Annotated in this window: 13 protein-coding genes and 1 riboswitch; of the genes, 8 read left to right on the top strand and 5 right to left on the bottom strand. The window is 41.1% G+C overall.

Features of this window, described 5'->3' with window-relative positions; all coding sequences use genetic code 11:
* Window positions 1–92: 92 nt before the first annotated feature.
* From CWC16_RS03125 to CWC16_RS03105, 5 genes are all read left to right on the top strand, one after another.
* On the top strand, window positions 93–1,277 hold the full coding sequence (locus tag CWC16_RS03125; RefSeq protein WP_138540462.1) for an efflux RND transporter periplasmic adaptor subunit: 1,185 nt from the start codon (window positions 93–95) through the stop codon (window positions 1,275–1,277).
* Window positions 1,278–1,288: 11 nt separating this feature from the next.
* Complete coding sequence (locus CWC16_RS03120; protein WP_138540461.1) at window positions 1,289–4,429, top strand: efflux RND transporter permease subunit; 3,141 nt, start codon at window positions 1,289–1,291, stop codon at window positions 4,427–4,429.
* Window positions 4,430–4,538: 109 nt separating this feature from the next.
* Window positions 4,539–4,621, top strand: a riboswitch (cyclic di-GMP riboswitch).
* Between the two features lie 95 nt (window positions 4,622–4,716).
* On the top strand, window positions 4,717–5,283 hold the full coding sequence (locus CWC16_RS03115) for a chitin-binding protein (RefSeq protein WP_138540460.1): 567 nt from the start codon (window positions 4,717–4,719) through the stop codon (window positions 5,281–5,283).
* 119 nt (window positions 5,284–5,402) lie between these two features.
* Entirely contained in the window at window positions 5,403–7,520 is a 2,118-nt protein-coding gene (locus CWC16_RS03110; RefSeq protein ID WP_502705068.1) for a S9 family peptidase, read from the top strand.
* Window positions 7,521–7,580: 60 nt separating this feature from the next.
* Window positions 7,581–7,979 (top strand): hypothetical protein, encoded by a 399-nt coding sequence (locus tag CWC16_RS03105; protein WP_138540458.1) that lies wholly within the window; start codon window positions 7,581–7,583, stop codon window positions 7,977–7,979.
* A gap of 16 nt (window positions 7,980–7,995) precedes the next feature.
* On the opposite strand, the gene CWC16_RS03100 is transcribed toward CWC16_RS03105, so the two are convergent.
* On the bottom strand, window positions 7,996–8,751 hold the full coding sequence (locus CWC16_RS03100; RefSeq protein WP_055015540.1) for a LytR/AlgR family response regulator transcription factor: 756 nt from the start codon (window positions 8,749–8,751) through the stop codon (window positions 7,996–7,998).
* 242 nt (window positions 8,752–8,993) lie between these two features.
* Between CWC16_RS03100 and CWC16_RS03095 the strand changes: the two genes are divergently transcribed.
* Entirely contained in the window at window positions 8,994–11,936 is a 2,943-nt protein-coding gene (locus CWC16_RS03095; protein WP_138540457.1) for a TonB-dependent receptor domain-containing protein, read from the top strand.
* A gap of 237 nt (window positions 11,937–12,173) precedes the next feature.
* On the opposite strand, the gene CWC16_RS03090 is transcribed toward CWC16_RS03095, so the two are convergent.
* Window positions 12,174–12,647, bottom strand: coding sequence for a Dps family protein (locus CWC16_RS03090; RefSeq protein ID WP_138540456.1), 474 nt, complete (start codon window positions 12,645–12,647; stop codon window positions 12,174–12,176).
* Between the two features lie 346 nt (window positions 12,648–12,993).
* On the opposite strand from CWC16_RS03090, the gene CWC16_RS03085 reads away from it, so the two are divergent.
* Window positions 12,994–13,203: a hypothetical protein gene (locus CWC16_RS03085; protein ID WP_055015542.1), complete on the top strand. Its 210-nt coding sequence runs from the start codon at window positions 12,994–12,996 to the stop codon at window positions 13,201–13,203.
* Here CWC16_RS03085 and CWC16_RS03080 read toward each other — a convergent pair.
* Together CWC16_RS03080 and CWC16_RS03075 are read right to left on the bottom strand one after the other, a co-directional pair.
* Window positions 13,200–13,805, bottom strand: coding sequence for a PGAP1-like alpha/beta domain-containing protein (locus tag CWC16_RS03080; protein ID WP_055015543.1), 606 nt, complete (start codon window positions 13,803–13,805; stop codon window positions 13,200–13,202). The genes CWC16_RS03085 and CWC16_RS03080 overlap by 4 nt on opposite strands.
* Window positions 13,806–13,822: 17 nt before the next feature.
* Window positions 13,823–14,359, bottom strand: coding sequence for a YaeQ family protein (locus CWC16_RS03075; RefSeq protein WP_126008609.1), 537 nt, complete (start codon window positions 14,357–14,359; stop codon window positions 13,823–13,825).
* Window positions 14,360–14,663: 304 nt separating this feature from the next.
* On the opposite strand from CWC16_RS03075, the gene CWC16_RS03070 reads away from it, so the two are divergent.
* Window positions 14,664–15,869 carry a tyrosine-type recombinase/integrase gene (locus tag CWC16_RS03070; protein ID WP_138540455.1) on the top strand — a complete coding sequence of 402 codons (1,206 nt, stop codon included), beginning with the start codon at window positions 14,664–14,666 and terminating at the stop codon, window positions 15,867–15,869.
* A gap of 6 nt (window positions 15,870–15,875) precedes the next feature.
* On the opposite strand, the gene CWC16_RS19835 is transcribed toward CWC16_RS03070, so the two are convergent.
* Window positions 15,876–16,267: hypothetical protein (locus tag CWC16_RS19835; RefSeq protein ID WP_171037621.1), on the bottom strand; the 392-nt coding region annotated here is incomplete at its 5' end.

Genomic DNA, 16,267 nt, shown 5'->3' with positions numbered 1-16,267 from the left:
ATTTATTTGTAACAGTTGCTTACAAATGTCAGGTTAATGTTTTATTGCGCTCTGTTATTATAGTGTTAGTAGAAATATGAGGTAATTAGGATATGCAATCAAATTCACTGAGATGGGTGTTCCCATTTGTAGCATTAGCCATTGGTATAGTGGGCTTTAAGGGAATAAACGCTATTGCACAAGAAGATCAAAACAAAACAGCAGTAGATACACGCCCCACCGTGCAAGTTGAGCCTGTAGAAGCTAATAATCATCAAGTAATAATAAACAGCTATGGCGAAATAAAACCATTAGAAAATACACAATTGGCGGCGCAAGTGTCGGGCGAAGTAATTAGCTGGCACCCTAACTTTGTAGCCGGTGGTGTGGTTTCTCGTGGCGATACACTTATTAGCATTGAAAAAGACAACTACGAAGCAGCCGTTTTAGTTGCCGAAGCCGATTTAGCGCGTGCAAAAGCGGCTTTAATTGAAGAGCAAGCGCAGGCAAAAGTAGCCGAAGACGAAGCAAAACGTTTTCCGGGAAAAGCACGTACCGACTTATTTTTACGCAAACCGCAGGTGTTAAGCGCCCAAGCAGCGGTTAAGTCGGCGCAAGCCGCATTAAAAAGAGCACAACGCGATTTAGAAAACTGCGATATAAAAGCCCCATACGATGCGTTAGTAGTGAGCCGTAATGTAGGCGTTGGTCAGTTTGTGGCTATGGGCGCACAGGTGGCTGATTTAAATAGTATAGAAACAGCAGAGGTTATTATTCCTATTGCTGGATTTGATAGCGTATTTTTACCGGAGCGAATTAAGGGCATTAAGGCCACTATTATTCAAAAAGGGTTAAACAGTTTTACACGTGAAGGCGTGATTGACCGTGACCTAGGTATTGTAGATAACGCGACGCGCATGAGCAGCTTAGTGGTACGTATTGAAGACCCATACGGCTTAAAAACACAGCAACCGGCTATTAAATTTGGCAGCTACGTGCAGGTTAATTTTGCAGGTGCCATGCTTAATAATATTTACCGTTTGCCGCAATCATTAGTGAATAACCAAACGGTGTGGATAGTTAACGAAAACCAAGAGCTTGAACCGCGCAAAGTAACCGTAGTGAGAGAAGAAGGCGAGTACTTTTATATTAGCAGCGGACTTAATGCCGATGATAAGTTAGTTACCACGCTACCTGAGTACCCACAAAAAGGCATGCAGGTTAAAGTGGCTGGCATAAGCGAGCCAAGTAACGCTAATAAAAACACCGAAAGTAGCGCTGATGCGCAACAGTTGTAAGGTGTAAATTAATGAACGAATCAATTGAAAAAAAACAAACAGGGTTAATAGCTTATTTTGCTAAAAACTCTGTTGCAGCCAACCTAATGATGGTTTTTATCATCATTATGGGGGTTATTAGCTACTTAACTATTCAGCGCCAAATGTTTCCTAATGTAGAAATTAACTACATTAATGTTGAGGCCAATTACCCCGGTGCCTCACCACAAGAAATTGAAGAAAGCATTCTTATAAAAATTGAAGAATCACTAAAGGATGTGACCGAAATTAAAAAGGGCGTGTACCGCGCCTTTAGAAATGGCGGTAGAGCAAGCCTTGAAATTAACACCGATGCAGAGCTTACCGATGTACTTGATAAGGTAAAGCTGCGTGTTGATGGTATTGCAACCTTTCCTGCGGGTATGGAACCGGTCACCATAAGTCAGATTGAGTTTAGGCAAGATGTTATAGGGATGACCTTGGTTGCCGACTTGCCGCTGACAGAACTCAAACCAATTGCTAATCAAATTGAAGATGAGCTATTACAGCTATCTAACGTATCGTTGGTAGAAAACGATGTGCCGCTTGATGAAATTGCCATCGAAATCGACCCTGACACGTTACGCCAATACAATTTAACCCTAAGCGATGTAATGAACGCGGTGCGCAGTTATTCTGCTAACTTTTCGGCGGGGCAACTAACAACCGATGCGGGGGTTATTTCTGTTCGGGTTGAAAACCAGTATTACTCTGGTGATGAGTTTAGGCAAATACCGGTAAAAATAGGCGAATACGGCGCTAAAGTGTTGCTTCAAGACGTTGCCGTTATCAAAGACCAATTTACCGAAGGCGAGCGCTACTTTAAATTTAACGGCGAAAACGCAGTGTATATGTCGGTAAAGGCTACGCAAGATCAAAACATGATTCCGGTTGCCGAGTCGGTTAAAGCATATATTGAGCAAAAGAATACCCAGCTACCACCGGGTGTTAGGTTAGAGCCATTAATGGACATGACGTACTACCTAAATGCGCGCCTTGATATGATGAAAGCTAACTTGTTTCAAGGGGCAATATTAGTCGCTATTATGCTTTCGTTATTCTTGCGCTTTAAATTAGCGCTTTGGGTAATGATTGGCTTACCGGTGTGCTTTTTAGGGGCAATGATGCTAATGCCGTTATTTGGTATAAGCATTAATATAATTTCGTTGTTTGCATTTATTATGGTGCTCGGGATTGTGGTTGATGATGCCATAGTAATAGGAGAAGCCGCTTATACTGAGGTAGAAAAAAGCGGAGGCGGAGTTGAAAACGTCGTTCGTGGTGCAAACCGTGTAGCAACCCCTGCTACATTTGGTGTATTAACAACCATTGCAGTCTTTGCCCCATTTACACTATCGAGTGGGCCAGAAAGTGCCTTCTTTTACGCGATTGCTGTAGTAGTAATACTGTGTTTAGTATTTAGCTTAGTTGAGTCAAAACTTATTTTACCGGCGCATATTGCCCACACGCACTTTTCACCTATTAAAAAAGGTGGCTGGCGCGATAGGTTTAATACGCGCTTTTTTGGTTTTGTAAATGGCCCTTATAAGCGTTTTATATCCCGCTGTGTAGACTGGCGCTGGACGGTATTGTTTGGCTTTATTGCTATGTTTTTTATAAGCATTGCGCTTATCACATCAAATAAAGTACGCACTGTACCTACTCCAAAAGTGCCACATGATTTTCCGCAAATTCATATAGAAATGAACGACAATGTGTCTGACTTACAAACTATTGCAGCTATTCGTGAAGTAGAAGCCATGGTGTTGCGAGTTGATGAAGAAACAGAGCGTGAATTTGGCCAAAAAATAATTCGTGATGTACTGGTGTTTAATCAAGGCAGAACCGAGTCTCAGTTACTTGCGCCGTTAGTTGATGAAGAATTACGCCCTTATAACGCGTTTGAACTTTCGCGCCGCTGGCGAGAAGCCATGCCAACCATTGCTGGTATTAAATCACTCACTATTGAAGATGATGTTGGCGGCGGTGGCGGCACCGGAGAAGGTGAGTTTGGTTATTTACTATTTGGCTCTGATATAGATACGCTTAATGCCGCAGGCCGTCGTTTTATTCAGCTACTGCAGCAACAAAAAGGCTTGTTTGATATAAGCTCGACCATTGACCCTGCTAGCAAAGAAGTGCAAATGAGCTTAAAACCTGTCGCTTACGATTTAGGACTCGACCTTGCTAACATTGCAAACCAAGTAGGCGCCAGTTTTTATGGTGGCGAAGCGCAGCGTGTAATACGTAACGGCGAAGAAGTAAGAGTAATGGTACGTTACCCTAAACTGACTCGCGAAGCGTTTTCATCGCTAAAACACACAGTAGTTACTACACCGCAAGGGCGTGAAGTACTTTTAGGTGATGTAGTTGAGCTAACCGAAACGCCAGGGATTAGCTATATTCGCCGTGAGGGCGGTTATCGTACGGTGTATGTATACGGCAGTATTGATGAAGAAGTTATAGAGCCAGGCGAAGTGGTTTCGCAAGTAAAAGAAAACTTATTGCCACAACTTAAAGAGGAATACCCAAGCGTTAAATCAGAGTTAGGTGGTGCAATAGAAGAGCAACAAGCGCAAGCTAATGAGCAGTTTCTGTTTTTTGTAGGCGGCATGATTTTAGTTTACATATTACTTGCCGTACCACTTAAAAGTTACGCCCAGCCGCTTATTGTTATGTCGGTTATTCCGTTTAGTTTAACGGGGGCTATTTGGGGTCACTTTTGGTTTGATTTAGACATTAGCTTAATGTCGGGCTTTGGTTTAATCGCCGCGGCCGGCGTAGTAATAAACGACTCGCTGGTAATGACCGATTACGTAAACCAAGTACGCCGTGAGGGTGTAAGCGTTAAAAACGCGGTAATAGAAGCAGGTTGTGCACGCTTTAGGGCAATATTACTCACCTCAATTACCACCTTTGCAGGTGTGTTGCCCATAATGTTTGAAACCAGCTTACAAGCTAAGTTTGTAATCCCTATGGCTGTAGCGCTTGGCTTTGCTGTGATGTTTGCAACACTTATTACGCTTATATTGGTGCCATGTTTATACATAATTTTAGGTGATATTGGTAACGTGTTTAAAATGGTTTTTCGAAAAGTTTTTAGGCGAAAAGCGCCTATAAATCAAACATCTTAAACCACTTAAAGCCAACTCTAGCGAGTTGGCTTTTTAATTATTAAGGATTGCATAAAAATCTCGGTTACATTCTTTTGTTTGAATAAGCCATGCGCCCGTTTTATAATCATTTTTCTGTTGGCAAATTAGTCGAAAGGCTAAGACGCAAAGTTTCCGGTCTAAGGTTTAAACTATGATAGCGGGGCTGCTGGGTGATTATTGTACGGTATCGCTTGCTCTGTGTGTCGTTTTTGTGTATCCATATGAAATGGATAAAATTTTGTGACTCTTAAGGTGTTACTGTGTTTATGCATACGTCGTTGGCCTGTGGAAAATGGTCAACTATAGGTTGTTTAAATCATCATACCCAATTATTCATTGGAGATGTGATTAGTGTAACCTTTTCAGACATGCAAGGAGAGCTCGTTGATTTATCGTTTGATTATAAAATTACCTCTTTGGAACAAGGTGAGCCCCATGCTTGGCCACGTTTAGTTGCTGAATATATAAACGTGCATGTCCCTTTAGTAAGTGCAGGTAGAATGACCAAGCAAGGTTTGGTTGTAGCTTATCGAAATAACGAAATATTTGCCCTAGAAAGTAGCGGTATTAATAAAGCACAGGTTGAGTTTCATTGTGTAGCAAAGTGTGACAACTTAATACAATACAACGACCAAGATTATGATTACGTATACCCTCAGTGTAGCGAAAATTACAATGCGGGCACTAAGGTACTACAACTTAAAACAGGTTACATATACCAGTGTAAGGCATGGCCATTTAGCCAGTTTTGCAGAACCAATAATGATAAAGACCCAAGCTTTGAACCCGGAGTGGGAAAAAGCTGGGCGATGGCGTGGACTAAGGTTTCTTAGCGCTTTTAAAATAAAAACCAACTTCCCATGGGTGTAATGACAAGAATAAAATTGCAGTAATTTTAAAATTTGGACTTATACCTCAAGCCCACTCACTATGAGTGGGCTTTTTTATTTTTATGATAAACTGCCCGCATTGTTATTTTTTATACGGTTTTGTTGTGTCATTAAGTGAATTTTCTTCTCAATCATTAGCTCGTTTTCCTGTTGCTAAAAAGCAGCCCCATCAATTAACTATGCACAATAAAATGCGCACCGATAACTACTACTGGATGCGTGATGATGAGCGCGAAAACGAAGAAATACTCGCCCATTTAGCAGCCGAAAATGCATATTGCGATGAGCAACTAGCCGCGATAAAACCGCTACAAAACAGTATTTTTGAAGAACTAAAAGGGCGCATCGTAAAAAATGACAACACGGTACCGGTAAAAGATGGTCAGTACTGGTATCACTCAGAGGTTCGGGGCGATGATGAGTATTCACGCCATTACAGAAGCACGAGCATTAATACTGATAACAAGCAGTTACTACTTGATGTAAATGTTTTAGCCCAAAACCATGAATTTTATGAACTAGGTGAAGTAGCGCTAAGCCCATGCGAGCAATTAATGGCCTACAGTGAAGATACCGAAGGGCGTAGAATTTACAGCGTACATTTTAAAAATTTGCAAACCGGTGAAATGCTCAGCGATGTTTTAGAAAATACCGAAGGGCAAATTGTTTGGGCTAACGACAATAAAACCGTATTTTACGTTAAAAAAGACCTACAAACGTTACTGGGTTTTCAGGTGTTTAGGCACGAGTTAGGCACAGCGCAAAGCCAAGATGTCATGGTGTACGAAGAGCACGATAAAAGCTTTTTTATGGGCTTGGGTAAAAGCCGCGATGAGAGCTTAATTATTATTGATTTAGCCACCACCGAAACAAATGATACGTGGGTGCTTGATGCCAATAACCCGCAAGGAGAGTTTTACCCTTTGCTGGGGCGTGAGGAAGGTCATGAGTTTGATATTGATAAACATGGCGACACTTTCTATATAGTAACCAACTGGCAAGCTAAAAACTTTAGACTGATGACGGCAACAAGCGAAACAATCGCAGATAAAACGCAGTGGCAAGAGCACACCGCGCACCGCGAGCATGTGTTGTTGGAAGGCGTAGAAATATTTGATGACTTTTTAGTATTAACTGAGCGCGAACAAGGCCAAGCTCGCTTTGTTGTGATTAATAAAGCCCAAGCACGCATGGCGCTTGAATTTAGCGACCCGTGCTACTATGCCGCTGTAGCGATGAACCCCGAGCCCCAGGCGCGCTCGGTACGTATTTATTATTCAAGCCTCACCACGCCAGGAACGTTGTACAATGTTGATTTAGCCTCGGGTGAAAAAACATTACTTAAACAGCAGCAAGTACTGGGTGGGTTTAATAGTGAACTTTACGCCTCTGAGCGCTTACTTGTGACAGCACGCGATGGCGTGCAAGTACCTGTTTCGTTAGTTTATAGAAAAGACACCTTTACCAAAGATGGCACTAACCCGCTGTTTCAATACGGCTATGGTGCATATGGTTACACGATAGATCCGAGTTTCTCGAGTACTTCATTGAGTTTGCTAGACCGCGGATTTGTGTATGCAATTGCACATGTTAGAGGCTCCGAAATGCTAGGACGCCACTGGTACGAGCAAGGTAAAAAAGAGCATAAACAAAATAGTTTTAACGACTTTATTGATATTACAAAGGCTCTTGTTGAGCAAGGCTACGGTGATAAAAACAAAGTGTTTGCCTCTGGCGGCAGTGCAGGAGGCTTATTGATGGGGGCTGTTTTAAACCAAGCGCCAGCGCTTTATTTAGGTGTAGGGTGCCATGTGCCATTTTTAGATGTGTTAACCACCATGTTAGATGAAAGTATTCCACTTACCACTAACGAGTATGATGAATGGGGCAACCCAAACGATGAATATTTTTATGATGTTATAGCTAAGTACTCACCATACGATAATATCAGCGCCAAAGACTACCCGCATATTTTAGTGACCACAGGCCTGCACGACTCTCAAGTACAATATTGGGAGCCTATGAAATGGGTGGCGAAAATGCGAGAGCTAAAAACGGATAATAACATATTGGTTTTTAAAACGGATATGGATGCCGGCCATGGCGGCGCATCAGGCCGCTTTAAAAGTTTAGAGGAAAAAGCGCTCGAAATGGCCTTTTTTATTGCACTAATAAATTAGCTGCAAAATACGCAAAATGTATTAAGCTTTAATGAAGCACTGATAAATATAAGGTTATTTATGTTTGGAGCACACGGAGAGTTTCAGATTTGCTCTCAGCCACCCACTATGTATTTAAAGCTATTTGGTAGTTTTAATAACGAAGGAATTAATTTACTAACCAATGGTGTGGTTAACGAATTAAGTATGCACCCTAAAGGCGCAGTAAAGTTTGTTGTAGTTAACTTAGAAGAGTTTGAGTTAATAACGGTAGATAGTATGGACTCGCTAGAGATGTACTTTGCCAGCGTTAAAGAGCGTGGCTACGAACGCGTAGATTACTTGTATGCAAACATTATCGCTAAAAACATGTTTGAAAAAGTCTGGAACAGCAGTGATGTAGAGGTAAATTTTTATAAAGACTCAGAAAATTACCTACAACAACACCCAGACGATGAATACATAAAAAACTATTGGTAAAAAGCCATTATAAGCCCTATGCAACAGGGCTTATAATGCTCTCTAAGCAGTTTTTGTATCTTCTTGATAAATTTAATGAGATGTTGTTTTTAAGCTTAACTTTATAGTCGCCGCTATCTGTTGGCATAAGCTCCTTAATGGCATGTTTTCTAACAAGCGTGGAGCGGTGAATGCGTATAAAACCTTCAGGCTCTAGCTGTTGTTCAATGTTTTTCATTGTTTCACGATGTAAAACAGGGGCGCTGCTGCCATTAAAATGTAGTTCTACATAATTACCCGCGCCGTTTATCCATACAATATCGTTAATATCTATTAAACGTACTTTTCCTACATCTTTAACAACAATATGTGCAGCAATAGGTTGCTCGTTTTCATGTGCTGTTTTTAACAGGCGCTCTGCTTGTGTAGCTAATGGACATAAATGAATAAGCTTCTCGAAACATTTTTCAAGCCTAGAGGTGGTTACATCGGTCGTTAAAAAATCGACTGCGCCGACTTCAAACGCAAAATTAGCAAACTCAGCCGACCTAGCAATTATGACCACTTTCATTGTTTTAGTCAGTTCAGTTAGGTGCACTATCTGAGTGGGATCATTTAAATTAGATAATTCGTAAAAAAGCACATTAAAACGAGTGGTATCTATTTGATCTAAACGCTGCTCGGGTAGTTGCGTTTGCGAGTCAAAATGGCGGTGAGCTTGTACTTGTTGAGCTAAGAATGTTGCAAGTTTGCTCGTGTTAACTCTGATTAGTGCATGAAAGTAAGTAATCATAGAAAATTCCATCTCTAAAGTGTGTAGTTATAAAGACCGTGTATTTAATAAAAAAATGTTAAAAAAATTCAATCTAATCTATAACAATTTGGGATAAACGCCTTCATCCCATAAATCCTGCTGCTTATACCAAACTAAACGCCAGTTAAATAATGCACATAGTGTCTTAAAATTATTCCACTTAATGTTTAATTGTTTGTAACTAGCTAGTTACAAAAATAACAATTCAGGGACATTATAGTATGAAAAAAATAAATAACTCAGGTTGTCGTACATTTAAACGATCTTCTTTGTCTTTAGCGCTTAGTGCGACAGTGCTAGCTGGCTTCTCTTTTCAAGGTGTAGCTGCAGAAGAAGACGAACTTGAAAAAATAGAACGCGTGCAAGTAACGGGTTCTCGTATTCGTTCAGCAGAGGCAATGTCATCAGCACCTATACAGGTTGTAAGTGGCGAGGCAATTGATGCATCAGGCTCTTTAAATATTCAAAACCTATTGCTAGAAAACCCGGCATTTGGCTCTCCGGCTATTAGCCGTACTAACTCTAACTTTTCAACGGCAAGCGCGGGTGTAGCTACTGTTGATTTGCGTAACTTAGGTTCAAATCGTACTTTAGTACTTGTTAATGGTCGCCGTTATGTATCGGGTGTGCCAGGTAGCTCGGCAGTTGATTTAAATACTATACCTAGCCAATTTATTGAACGTGTGGAAATTATGACTGGTGGTGCCTCATCAGTATATGGCTCTGATGCGGTTGCGGGTGTAGTTAACTTTGTACTCAAAGATGACTTTGAAGGCGTAGAGTTTGAAGGCCAGTACGGCGAATCAAGCGAGGGCGATGATGAATCGCGCCAGTTTTCTTTTACTTCGGGTTTAACTACAGGTGATGGCAAAGGTCAAGCCATGTTCCACTTAGGCTACTCAGACCAAGGCGCTGTGTTTTCACGCGACCGTGAGCGCTCTGCAGTAGACCAGTTTTCAGGTATTTATTTTGAAGACGATCCGGCGGCAAATCCAGGTTCTATTTTTGAAGCTGTAAATCCGTTTTTCTCATCATTTCCTCCGCAAGGGCGTTTTGATGCAGGCGATACACGCTTTACTTATGACCCAAACAACAACTTGCAAGACTCGTTTAGCACCAATGGCGGTGACGGTATAGATGCTAACGGCTTTAACCGAAGTGGTGTACGTACTATCGCTATACCTACAGAGCGCTACCTGTTCGCCTCAAATGGTAGTTATGAGCTTACTGATAAACACAGTTTCTTTTTTGAAGGGACGTACGCTTCTAGTACCACTATTTCAGAATTAGAGCCTTTCCCGTTCGCATCAGATGACATTTATGCTAATGGTCGTGTGCCTATTGAATTTGATGTAAATGGTGAAATGCTCAGAAACGCTTTTGTACCAGATGATATCTACAATGCAGCAACAGACACTGATGGTGATGGTGCGCGTGATATCTTCTTTGCAAAACGTTTAAGTGATGTAGGTAACCGTGGTGCTCGTGCAGAGCGTGATACATTCCGCTTAGCGGTGGGCTTTCAGGGTGAAATTAACGACAACTGGTTTTACGATACCTATTATGTGTACGGTAAAACGAAAGAGTCGCAAGTCTCTGGTGGCTTAGTAAATGTACAAAGCTTTCGCCAAGGTTTAGAGGCCGTCATTGATAGCCAAGACTTAGATGGTGACGGCATTACCGACGAAGCGATTTGTATTGATGCAACGGCGCGTGGCTTTAATTGTGCGCCAGTGAACATTTACGGATTTAATTCACTATCGCAAGGTGCAATTGATTTTGTAAGTGCACCAAGCACGCTTTCTACATCGGTAGAACAAGAAATTATTGGCGGTAACGTTTCAGGTGATTTATTTGAGCTGCCTGCAGGTATGGTAGGTATAGCAGCTGGTTTTGAGTACCGCGAAGAGTTTTCTCGCAGTGAATTTGATGCTCTACAGCAAGCAGGCTTAAATGCCGGTAATGCAATCCCTGCAACCGAAGGCTCTTTTGATGTAACTGAATACTATGTTGAGGCGAATATCCCAGTGTTGGATGCCGTAACAATGAACGCAGCAGTGCGTTTATCTGACTACTCAACAGTGGGTAACACAGAAAGCTGGAACGTAGGTGTTGATTGGGAAGTAATGGATAGCTTACGCCTTCGTGCTACCCGCGCTCGTTCTACACGTGCGCCTAATATTGATGAGTTGTTTTCACCGCCTTCGCAAACCTTTCCAAGTGGTTTAAATGATCCATGTATAGGTGTTACAAACAGCGGCGGTGGCGCTGTTGGTGATGCATGTCGTGTTGATGTGGGTGTTGCAAATAATATTGCATCAAACGGGGAGTTTACCCTTAATCAATCTGATTTACAGGGCATTAGTGGTTTTAACCGTGGTAACCCAGACTTAAAAGAAGAGGTTGGTGACTCAGTGACTGTGGGTGTGGTATTTACTCCAGAGGAGTTAATTTCAGGCCTTGACGTTACCCTAGATTATTTTGACATAGAAATCACGGATGCGATTGTATCTACACCACGTCAGTTTATTTTAGACCAGTGTTACGGTGGTGGCGATGATAGTTTCTGTAGCTTTATAACCCGTCGAAGCGGTCCATCAGGTAATAACAGTGCAGGCTCGCTTGAGTTTATCGATAGCGGTGTATCAAATAGTGGTGGTTTAGGTACAGAGGGTGTGGATTTAACACTTACTTACTCTGCCGATATTGGCCCAGGCGCATTTAGAACTCGCCTTGCATACACTTACTTGATTGATGGTTACACCATTCCGTTACCTGGTGCAGATAAAGATGAATTTGCTGGTGAAATTGGCGCATCTGAACACAAAGCTAACTGGAACTTAGGCTATAAGCTTGATGACTTTGACTTTAACTGGAGCATGACTTACATAGGGGCTGCTGACTTTGATGATCAATTCTTAAGTGGCTTTGGTATTCCTGCTGGTGGTGTGGGTATTGGCTCAGTAACCTACCACGATGTACAAGCAAGCTACCATATAAGTGACGCGGTAGAGCTATACGCCGGTGCTAACAACTTATTTGATAAGGAGCCTCCACGTATACTGTCAGGTGTAAGTGGCTCAAGCACAGGTACTGAAACCGACGCAGGTACATATGACCCAATCGGACAAACCTTCTACATTGGTTTTAGAAGTAAATTTTAACCTTTAATACTGTTAACAAAAGCCTCAGCCATTGCTGGGGCTTTTTAATGCAAGTGCGATAAGGGTGGGCTGGATTACTTTAAAATGGTTTACGTACCGCTTAAACCAAAAACAACGCCACTGGTAACAGTGGCGTTGTTTAGTCAGTAGGGGAGGCTACTATAGTATTTGAATCGCAAAGAAATTTACGATTCTCCCTATTTGTAGCCCTCGCCTTTTGAGGGCTTTTTTTTTGGTCTAGTCTAAGTACGCTTTTAACATCCATACTAGCTTTTCTTGCTCTGAAATATAATCACCCATTAATGACGCTGTACCTTCATCATCTGCATCACCTGCTTGAGTAAGTACTTCACGTTGCATTTTAATTAGTGTGCTGTAGCCAGCTAATAGGTTTTCTACGGCTGCGGTACCATCGCTAATGTTTTTAGCTTCTTTAATTTCACTTACTTCTAAGTAATCTGAAAACGCATGTAATGGTGCGCCGTCTAACGTTAAAATACGTTCAGCAATTTCATCTACTTTTTCAAGCAGAAGGTTGTAAATCTCTTCAAATTTAATATGTAATTCAAAAAAGTTACGGCCTTTAATATTCCAATGAAAACCGCGCGCATTCATGTATTGAATTTGGTAGCTGCTCAATAATGTATTGAGTGACTTAACAATGCCTTCGCTTTTTGCGCTGTTTAAACCAATTGCATTTACCTGTGACATACCTTGCTCCTTGATGAACCGTTTATTTATGAACTGATGATCATTATTGCTTAGTGCTATTAATTAGTAAAATCGTTTAAACCACTCGGTGTAATAGGTCTTAACTATTAGTAACGTAAAGCACAACAAATGACGCATACAATATAGATGGGACGAATTTATTAAAATTCTACCCCTTAACAATAAAATAAAGACAAAACATGGATAAATTATGATCTAAAACAAGTTTTCTACAAGGTTGAATATTGGCTATTTGATGTATTGATCTAAATCAGTAAATGCCTGTGGCTGTAGCGCATAATTCTCTCGAGCTATATAAATATTTTAAATTTATTGGAGAGCAATTATGGATGCAAAAACAGTAAAACAAAATAAAGCAGAATTAATAGTGGTAGGTATAGCCGTTATAGCCTTTGTGTTAGGGCTGGTGGCGCACTTGGCTGGCGCAAGCTTTGCTAATGCTGACACGTTTGGTTACATTGCCGCGCCAATGCCACTTATTTTAGGGGTGATATTTTTAATCAGTTATAAAATAGCAGAAGCGGGAGAAGGCTAGGCTGCTTCGTTAAGGCACTTAATAATGTATTCAAGCACTTGGCGAGAGTAAATCATACTGGTGTGGCTTAAATGAAATACTTTATGCTCAGCCATGCCTTTAAGCTTGGTTTCATCAAGTAGTACAGTGCCGTCTGATTGGCTGCCTTTTACAATTAACGGCATTAAGCCAATGGGCAAATCGCCAGCAATACTGTAAAGCTTGGCCTTAAACGGCCAATTACCATTTTTGGTGAGTAAAAATTCAACGCTGTTTTTTAAAAAGGTTTCAAACCCTTTTTGCTTCATTTTTTTCGCTATGTGGCTGCCTTGGTGAGGCGTGCCGAGTGTAATTACTTTAGTGACGCATTGGCTCGCTTGCGAGCCTGCCTCTAAATAAGCGCGCGCAATTAAACCGCCCATAGAGTGGCATACCAATGCAGAAGGCTCATCACCAATAAACTCATCAATTTGTTTAAATATGGTGCTTAAATTAGGGTCGAGCGTATTGTAAGTGAGATTAAGTACTTTAACGCCAGACTGTTCAAGACGAGAGCACAGCGGGCGCATAACAAAGCCCGACATATAAAGGCCGTGTAATACAATAACGTGGTTTATTTTCATACGCCCTTACCTACAATTTACATTAACTGTTGTGGTTTTATTTCAATATTAGCCGTATCAGAGCTGACCCACACTTCACCATCTTGAACGGTAATGGTAAGTTTTATATTGCGGTCTGCTAAATCAGCAAGTGCTTGAGTAGCGGCGTAATCAAGGCTAAAAATACTTAAGTTTTTAAAATCGTACAACTTAGGTTGATGTTTTTGCCACCAAATAGCTTGGTTGTTTTCGCCATAGGTATAAAGTACTACTTTTTTAGCTTTATTACAGGCTTTTTTAAGGCGCTTTTCATCTGGCAAACCCAGCTCAATCCAAAGCTCTATTTCTTCACTGTAGTTTACATGCCAAAGCTCAGGTTCATCGTCGGCACTTAAGCCTTTGGTAAATTCTAAGCCATCACAACTATTTAGTGCATAGGCTAATAAGCGAATCATCAAGCGTTGCTCGGTTTCAGAGGGATGCTGTGCCAACGTTAAATTAAAATCTTGGTACACGTGGCGGTCCATATCGCTTAACGATAATTGCGCTTTAATAATGGTAGATTTAAGAGCCATAATATCTAATCTAAAAAAATTTGCGCCAGTATAGCGCAATTAAATGAATTGCCAGTTAAAATAGCGTCAAATTATATGTTAGGAGTTAAAAATGGCTATCCAGTGGTTCCCTGGGCGCTTGCATTAACTTCCACACCTCTCCGTAGTGATGCTTTTATCCCAATGAAAACATTAACTTAGCCTGTTTTTATTCCGGGTTTGTCCAGTCTTGTCTGGTTACTTCTACTATTTTTAGTACCCACGTTAGTACCCATGAGGTTGTATTTTATATATACTAGTTTTAATCATCATCATGGAGCTTGTTATGGCTAGGCCTGTAGTACGTCTAACGGATAAGAAAATAAAATCAATTACTAGTACAGGCAAAGAGCAAACGCTTTCTGACGGTGGTGGTCTTCAACTGCGTGTTTTACCTAGTGGCACTAAGTCTTGGCAGTTTAAGTTTAAAGATCCAATAAGTGATAAATTTAATAAATTACCCCTTGGGCTTTATCCTGCACTACCGCTTGCTAACGCACGTACTAAAGCTATTGAGTATCAAGAACTATTGGCTCAAGGTATTAATCCAAAGGCACATGAACTAGCTAAAAAACAGGCCGAGAGCCGAAAAGCTGCAAATACTTTTTTAGCTGCTGCAGAGCTTTGGTTTGAACGAAAACAGCCTACTGTGACTGCTCATCACGCAGCTAGGGAATGGCGAACGCTTGAGATGTATATTTTCCCCAAGTTGAAAGACACGCCTTTAGAAAGCATTACAGCGATTGATACCATTGAAATTCTCAGGCCACTAGAGGCTGACGGTAAACACTCCACAATCAAGCGTATTTGCCAAAGCTTAAATCAGATCATGGATTACTCGGTAAATCATGGTTTTATCAATGCCAATCCACTAGCAAAAATCATAAAAGTATTTACTAAAAATAAAGTAGAACATATGGCTACTATTAAGCCTGAAGAGCTCCCTGATTTTTTGACTGCTTTGAATAGTTCACAAACAATCCAAAATAAAACCAGGCTTTTAATTTTGTGGCAACTGCACACGATGACTCGTTCAAAGGAAGCCGCAGGCACTAAGTGGGCAGATATTAATGTTGAAGAGGCTGTTTGGGTGATCCCTGCTGAAGAAATGAAGCGAAGAAGGGCTCACAGAGTACCTTTAACGTCTGCTACTTTGGCAATACTTGAACAAATGAAACCACTCAGCGGCCATCATGAATATGTATTCCCAAGTGAGCGAAATGAAAAGGGCCATGCAAGCACCTATACGGTGAATGCAGCCATTAAACGTAGCTTGGGTTACAAAGATAAGTTGGTAGCCCATGGCTTGCGATCCGTTGCATCTACAGCGCTTCACGAGAAAGGTTATGACAGCCTTTTAGTCGAAGCCTGCTTGGCCCATGCAGATGAAAACGAAACACGAGCGGCATATAACCGCTCTGATTACCTTGAACAACGTAGACCAATAATGAGTTGGTGGAGTGATCTAATTGAGCAGGCTAATACAAAGTAATAGGACTTAATCACACATTGCTTTGACTATTTCATTGAGGGCTTTTTTTTCAGTGGTATTTTGCTCTTTAGCATAGTTAGTCAGTTTTTTCTGGTTTGCTTTGGTTAAGTTAAATGTACTTTCATTTCGTTCCCTATGCTTTCTTTGCTTATGCCCGTTATATAGTTGTTTCAATAGCATATCTTTTGTTATGAGTGTATTGCATTTAGTTTCATTCATTTGTTCATCACCGTCTTGACGATCAGGTACTGGAGGAAGTGAGTTATTACTACTGTAAGGTATATGAGTGTAATTAAATGTTTGAGTGAAAGAGGTTGTAGGGTGCGCATAAGACGCACTCGGTAAACAAGGCGCACTCGGTAAATAAGGTGTACTTAGTAAATAAGATGTACTTGGTA

The organism is Pseudoalteromonas sp. S3776, from assembly GCF_005886915.1.
GTDB lineage: Bacteria > Pseudomonadota > Gammaproteobacteria > Enterobacterales > Alteromonadaceae > Pseudoalteromonas.
This window is presented reverse-complemented; position numbering and strand designations above follow the sequence as displayed.

Bases quoted from the DNA above. Each gene is read 5' to 3' on its own strand.
- CWC16_RS03100 (WP_055015540.1), bottom strand. From the start codon at position 8,751: ATGATTACTTACTTTCATGCACTAATCAGAGTTAACACGAGCAAACTT.
- CWC16_RS03110 (WP_502705068.1), top strand. From the start codon at position 5,403: ATGATAAACTGCCCGCATTGTTATTTTTTATACGGTTTTGTTGTGTCA.
- CWC16_RS03095 (WP_138540457.1), top strand. From the start codon at position 8,994: ATGAAAAAAATAAATAACTCAGGTTGTCGTACATTTAAACGATCTTCT.
- CWC16_RS03115 (WP_138540460.1), top strand. From the start codon at position 4,717: ATGCATACGTCGTTGGCCTGTGGAAAATGGTCAACTATAGGTTGTTTA.
- CWC16_RS03070 (WP_138540455.1), top strand. From the start codon at position 14,664: ATGGCTAGGCCTGTAGTACGTCTAACGGATAAGAAAATAAAATCAATT.
- CWC16_RS03125 (WP_138540462.1), top strand. From the start codon at position 93: ATGCAATCAAATTCACTGAGATGGGTGTTCCCATTTGTAGCATTAGCC.
- CWC16_RS03080 (WP_055015543.1), bottom strand. From the start codon at position 13,805: ATGAAAATAAACCACGTTATTGTATTACACGGCCTTTATATGTCGGGC.
- CWC16_RS03120 (WP_138540461.1), top strand. From the start codon at position 1,289: ATGAACGAATCAATTGAAAAAAAACAAACAGGGTTAATAGCTTATTTT.
- CWC16_RS03105 (WP_138540458.1), top strand. From the start codon at position 7,581: ATGTTTGGAGCACACGGAGAGTTTCAGATTTGCTCTCAGCCACCCACT.
- CWC16_RS03075 (WP_126008609.1), bottom strand. From the start codon at position 14,359: ATGGCTCTTAAATCTACCATTATTAAAGCGCAATTATCGTTAAGCGAT.
- CWC16_RS03085 (WP_055015542.1), top strand. From the start codon at position 12,994: ATGGATGCAAAAACAGTAAAACAAAATAAAGCAGAATTAATAGTGGTA.
- CWC16_RS03090 (WP_138540456.1), bottom strand. From the start codon at position 12,647: ATGTCACAGGTAAATGCAATTGGTTTAAACAGCGCAAAAAGCGAAGGC.